We start from the raw sequence: 6,000 nt of genomic DNA on the forward strand, positions 1-6,000 counted from the left end.
GGGAAAGGAAAGTAAATCCTTTCCCTCGTTCGATCTTTAATCTCACTTATTTAATTTTTAATTCTTTAATTTTTAATTTTGTTGATCCAGTCAGCCACGTCGTTTACCGATGGGTTGGTCAGTTCCAGTTTGTATTTCTTGTTGATACCGCAAATGTCTTGGTGTAGTTTTTGCGGATTCACACCTTGCATGTCTTCTATTGTGTTGTAGCCGGCTTTCTGGATAACAGGTACCCAGTCTTCGGCAATACCCAGTTCCATGTATTTGGCTGGAGCATCTTTGGCAATGACCTTTTCGGGGCGCATCTGCGGGAAGAACAGTACTTCCTGAATGTATGATTTGCCTGTCATCAACATCGTCAGACGGTCAATACCGATACCGATACCCGATGTGGGAGGCATACCGAATTGCAGGGCGCGCAAGAAATCCTGATCTATGAACATGGCTTCGTCATCTCCCTTTTCACTCAATCGCAATTGATCTTTGAAACGTTCTTCCTGGTCAATAGGGTCGTTCAGCTCGCTATAAGCATTGGCTAGCTCTTTACCGTTCACCATCAGCTCAAAACGTTCAGTTAGTCCCGGTTTGCTGCGGTGCATCTTGGTCAGCGGACTCATTTCAACAGGATAGTCAGTGATGAAAGTCGGCTGAATGAAAGTGCCTTCGCAGAATTCGCCGAATATTTCATCTATCAACTTGCCTTTACCCATGGTGTCGTCAATTTCCATTTTCAGTTCTTTGCAGACCTGGCGGATTTCGTCTTCGCTCTTGCCGTTGAGGTCATAGCCGGTCTTTTCTTTGATGGCATCCAAAATGGGCAAGCGACGGTAAGGAGCTTTGAAACTAATGGTTTTTCCGTCTATGGTAGTCTCCGTGCAGCCATTAACAGCGATACAGATACGTTCCAGCAGTTTTTCGGTAAAACTCATCATCCAGTTATAATCCTTATATTGTACGTACAACTCCATACAAGTGAATTCCGGGTTATGGTTTTTGTCCATACCTTCATTGCGGAAGTTCTTTCCTATTTCATATACACCCTCGAAGCCACCTACAATCAGACGTTTCAGATAAAGCTCGGTAGCGATACGCAGATAGAGGTCGATGTTAAGTGAATTGTGGTGTGTGATGAACGGGCGGGCACTTGCTCCACCAGCTATGGATTGCAGAATCGGGGTTTCCACTTCGGTATAACCGGCTTCATCCAGTACGGCGCGCATGGTCTTGATGACGGTGGCACGTTTCAGGAAGGTTTCCTTCACGCCATCGTTCACAATAAGGTCCACATAACGTTGGCGATAGCGCAGTTCGGGGTCTTCGAAAGAGTCGTAGGCAACACCATCTTTGTACTTCACAATAGGTAGCGGTTTGATGGATTTTGCCAGTACGGTCAGTTTCTTGGCATGGATACTGATTTCGCCCATTTGGGTACGGAATACAAATCCTTCAATTCCAATGAAGTCGCCTAAGTCGAGCAGGCGTTTGAATACAGTGTTGTAGAGCTCCTTGTCTTCTTCCGGACAGATGTCGTCGCGGGTGATATACACCTGAATGCGACCTTTGGAATCCTGCAATTCAACGAACGAAGCCTTACCCATCACACGGCGTGTCATAATACGACCGGCTATGGATACCTGGCGAGGTTCAGCGTCATCTTTGAATTCTGCTTTTATATCAGTGGAGAAAGCATTGGTTACATACTCTGCAGCGGGATAGGGATCGATGCCCATCGCGCGAAGTTCATTCATACTATTACGTCGAATGATTTCCTGTTCACTTAGTTCTAATACATTCATTTCGTTGTACATTAACACAATTTGGGGACAAAAATACGAAACATTTTTCATATAATGGCACGAAGGAGGGGAGAATTAGGAAAAGTTTAGGGCTAACGTGTGCAGGGGTATCTTGATTTTAGCTCTTGCAATAATTCTATTATTTCCCCTCTTCTTTGCTCCCTTGCCGGAAAATGAGTATCTTTGCGCCCTCAATAAAAGAAAATAGGTATGACAGGACAAAAGGCACCCACAGCGTTGGGAACAGAAAAGATTGGAAAACTACTGATGCAATATGCCGTTCCGGCAATTATCGCCATGACGGCATCTTCCTTATATAATATGGTAGACAGCATTTTTATAGGTCACGGAGTAGGCACAATGGCTATTTCGGGGTTGGCGCTTACCTTTCCTTTGATGAACCTTGCAGCAGCATTCGGTTCGTTGGTGGGAGTAGGAGCTTCTACGCTGGTATCCGTGAAGTTGGGACAAAAAGACTATGATACCGCCCAAAGAATATTGGGAAATGTGCTTGTACTCAATATTGTTTTGGGCTTGGCATTTACGGTGGTGACACTTATCTTCCTCGACCCCATTCTTTACTTTTTCGGTGGTAGCGACGAGACGGTGAAGTATGCCCGTGAATATATGCAGATCATCTTGCTCGGCAATGTCGTTACCCATCTTTATCTCGGTTTGAATGCAGTGCTCCGCTCTTCCGGACATCCGCAAAAGGCGATGTACGCCACAATTGCTACGGTAGTCATTAATACGATACTCGACCCTTTGTTTATCTATGGCTTTGATTGGGGCATCCGTGGAGCTGCCATTGCCACCATTATTGCGCAGGTCATTTCATTGATGTGGCAATTCAAGATATTCAGCAATAAAGATGAACTCCTGCACTTCCATCGCGGCATTTTTCGCCTGCGCCGTAAGATTGTGATGGATTCGCTTGCTATCGGTATGTCCCCTTTCCTGATGAATCTGGCGGCATGTTTTATTGTGATTGTCATCAATCAGGGTTTGAAGCGTTATGGTGGAGACCTGTCCATCGGTGCATTTGGCATTGTCAACCGTCTGGTCTTTATATTTGTGATGATTGTGATGGGGCTGAATCAGGGCATGCAGCCCATCGCCGGATATAATTTCGGAGCACAGCAATATGCACGCGTTTCGCGCGTACTGAAACTGACGATAATTTTTGCTACCATAGTCACCACTACCGGTTTCCTGATGGGGATGCTTGTGCCTGACCTGGTGGTTTCTATATTTACCTCCGATGAAGAATTGATAGCTCTTGCGGCCCGTGGGTTGCGTGTAGTGGTTATGTTCTTTCCGATTATCGGTTTTCAGATGGTGACGTCGAACTTCTTCCAGAGCATCGGTATGGCAAGCAAAGCTATTTTCCTCTCCCTTACCCGCCAGATGCTTTTCCTGCTTCCGGCGCTGATTATTCTTCCCCGTTTCTTTGGTACGGCAGGGGTGTGGTATAGCATGCCGGTGTCCGATTTGCTTGCCAGTCTGGTGGCATTGGTGATGCTTGTAGGTCAGTTCCGTAAATTCAGAAAAGCAGAACAGCAAAATTAGTATTGATTATTGTTTTGTTTCTTCCCTATAAATCCTTACTTTTGTTATTAGTAAACCAAATAGATTGAAGCTATGAATAAGAAATTCGTTGTGAACATTGGTCGCCAATTGGGAAGCGGCGGAAAAGAGATAGGGGAGAAGTTGGCAGCCCGTTTGGGTATTGATTTCTATGACAAGGAGTTGATAACGCTGGCTTCTAAGGAAAGCGGCCTGTGCCGTGAGTTTTTTGAGAAAGCCGATGAACGTGCTTCGCAAGGTATCATTGGAGGGCTCTTCGGCATGCGTTTCCCTTTTGTGGGAGATGGTGCTTTGCCTACTCAGAATTGCCTGAGTAACGATGCCCTCTTTAAAGTACAGAGTGATGTTATCCGTCAGTTGGCTGACGAGAAATCCTGCCTTTTTGTAGGACGTTGTGCCGATTATATTCTGCGGGATTATCCTAACTGTGTGAACATCTTTATTTCGGCATCGCATAGTAGCCGTGTTGCACGTTTATGTGCCGCCCATTCCGTTTCAGAGGAAGAAGCGGAAAATATGATGAACAAGGAAGATAAGAAACGTTCGGAATATTATAATTATTATAGTTATAAGACGTGGGGAGCTGCGGCAACCTATCATCTTTGCATTGACTCTTCGGTATTGGGAATAGAGAAGACGATAGATTTCATCGAAGAGTTTGTGAAGCTCAAAATAAAGTAAATAGAGATTGAAATAAAAAAGAGAGGCTACGTTTACGCAGTCTCTCTTTTTTATATTATTATATAATGATGTTCTACATCATCGTCAGCAATATCATTTGCCCCGCCAGAATACGCAGGAACATCGTCAACGGATAAACCGTAGAATAGCCTACTGCCGGAGCATCGTTACCGGATGCCTGATTGGCATATGCCAGCGCGGGAGGGTCTGTATTACTACCGGCAATCAATCCCATCAGTGTAAAATAATTCACTTTGCAATAGAATCGGGCAATCATACCGATAATCAGCAATGGAATAACAGTAATCAGGAAACCATAACCCACATACGCTAATCCTGAACCTTCTACCACCGTCTGCACAAAATGTTCACCGGCTTCAATGCCTACGCTGGCAAGGAAAAGTACGATACCGATTTCGCGCAGCATCAGGTTGGCGCTCATGGTTGTATAAGTCACCAGCTTCAGTTTGTGTCCGAATCGTCCGATAAGGATAGCAACCACCAGCGGACCACCAGCCAGACCCAGTTTCACCGGAGTCGGTATGCCCGGGAAAGCGATAGGAAGACTGCCCAGCAGGATACCCAGGAAGATACCCACAAAGATGGTCACAATATTCGGTGTGTCCAGACGCTTCAACTGATTTCCAAGTACGCCCGCAACACGCTCTACAGCATCTTGCTGACCAACCACCATCACGCGGTCACCTACTTGCAATATCAAATTCGGGTCAGCAAACAAGTCCATACCCGAACGGTTGATGCGAGTTACATTCACCCCGTACATGCTACGGAAATGGAGGCTACCCAATTTTTTACCGTTGATTTCAGATTTTGTTACCAGTATACGGCGTGAAACCATCGGCATATCTTGTTTTTCCCAGTCCACCTGAATTTCTTTACCGATGAAAGCAGTTACCGCTTCGGCGTCTTCCTCGGAACATACGATGAAAATCTGGTCACCGATATGGAATTCAGTGTCTTGATTGGGGATACTGACGTGACCCTCATGACGGATACGTGAGCATACAAAAGAACGTCCCAGGAACTCTTTTACCTGGAGGAGTTTCTTTCCGTCGATGGATTCGTTGCGAACTTCCAGATGCAGCATATGTGGCATGTGCTTCATGTCCGAAGTCTGTGTGGAAAGTTCATCTTCTTCTTTTTTCAGGTTCACCCGGCAGATGTAGCGGATGGCGATGATAGAGCCGATGATGCCGACCACACCGAGCGGATAGGCGCAGGCATACCCCAATGCGATAGGATCACCTGTGTAGTTCAACTGATTCAACGCTTCCTGTGCAGCACCCAAACCCGGAGTATTGGTGACAGCACCATAGAGGATACCTACTATCATGGGGAGGTCGATTCCTCCGTCAATGAAGTAAATGCCCAGAGCTACTGCAATATTCAGTACCACAATGCCTACGGCAAGCATGTTCAGCGTCATTCCGCCTTTCTTGAAAGAAGAGAAGAACGACGGTCCTACTTGCAGACCGATACAGAATACGAATAAAATTAGCCCGAATTCGCGGATGAAATGCAGAATGTGAGTTTCACCCGTAAAACCGAAATGTCCCATCAGAATACCGGTGAAAAGTACAAATGTCACACCCAATGATATTCCGAAAATCTTAATCTTGCCCAAAAGTACGCCGACAGATATTACGAATGCATATAAGCATACGATATGGGCGACGGAGGCAGGGTCCCATAACAAACTCTCTAACCAATCCATAGTTACCTTTGTTTAACTTTTTTATTTGCTTATTGAAATTTCGCGCAAAGTTAGGCATTAAAAGGGAGGTGGCAAAGGGTTTCCGGGAGTTTTTCTTTTAGCTGCTATGAGGGGGCTGATAATCCATCTGCATCGTAGCTGGAACACACTTGCTCCGTACCAACTCCGTACATTCTTCGCTCAGAGGTACCTCTAACCGAA

4 protein-coding genes are annotated in these 6,000 nt (G+C 45.6%); 2 read left to right on the top strand and 2 right to left on the bottom strand.

All coding sequences use genetic code 11. The annotated features are described in order from the left end of the window. Nucleotides 1-65 precede the first annotated feature (65 nt). Nucleotides 66-1,796 carry a lysine--tRNA ligase gene (lysS, locus tag QZ135_RS18790; protein ID WP_294612844.1) on the bottom strand — a complete coding sequence of 577 codons (1,731 nt, stop codon included), beginning with the start codon at nt 1,794-1,796 and terminating at the stop codon, nt 66-68. 210 nt (nt 1,797-2,006) lie between these two features. Between lysS and QZ135_RS18795 the strand changes: the two genes are divergently transcribed. Next, entirely contained in the window at nt 2,007-3,365 is a 1,359-nt protein-coding gene (locus QZ135_RS18795; protein WP_294612847.1) for an MATE family efflux transporter, read from the top strand. A 72-nt stretch (nt 3,366-3,437) separates the two neighbouring features. Beyond that, the gene (locus QZ135_RS18800; RefSeq protein WP_294612850.1) at nt 3,438-4,064 is read left to right on the top strand and encodes a cytidylate kinase-like family protein; all 627 of its coding nucleotides are present in this window, start codon (nt 3,438-3,440) and stop codon (nt 4,062-4,064) included. Between the two features lie 73 nt (nt 4,065-4,137). On the opposite strand, the gene QZ135_RS18805 is transcribed toward QZ135_RS18800, so the two are convergent. Then, nucleotides 4,138-5,799, bottom strand: a complete 1,662-nt coding sequence (locus tag QZ135_RS18805; protein ID WP_294612853.1) for a putative transporter — start codon at nt 5,797-5,799, stop codon at nt 4,138-4,140. Nucleotides 5,800-6,000 lie beyond the last annotated feature (201 nt).

The sequence above is a fragment of the uncultured Bacteroides sp. genome (genome assembly GCF_905207245.1).
In the GTDB taxonomy this organism is placed as follows: domain Bacteria; phylum Bacteroidota; class Bacteroidia; order Bacteroidales; family Bacteroidaceae; genus Bacteroides.

What these genes read in the sequence shown, in the direction of transcription:
- lysS (WP_294612844.1), bottom strand. Translation starts at nt 1,796, where the DNA reads ATGAATGTATTAGAACTAAGTGAACAGGAAATCATTCGACGTAATAGT.
- QZ135_RS18795 (WP_294612847.1), top strand. Translation starts at nt 2,007, where the DNA reads ATGACAGGACAAAAGGCACCCACAGCGTTGGGAACAGAAAAGATTGGA.
- QZ135_RS18800 (WP_294612850.1), top strand. Translation starts at nt 3,438, where the DNA reads ATGAATAAGAAATTCGTTGTGAACATTGGTCGCCAATTGGGAAGCGGC.
- QZ135_RS18805 (WP_294612853.1), bottom strand. Translation starts at nt 5,799, where the DNA reads ATGGATTGGTTAGAGAGTTTGTTATGGGACCCTGCCTCCGTCGCCCAT.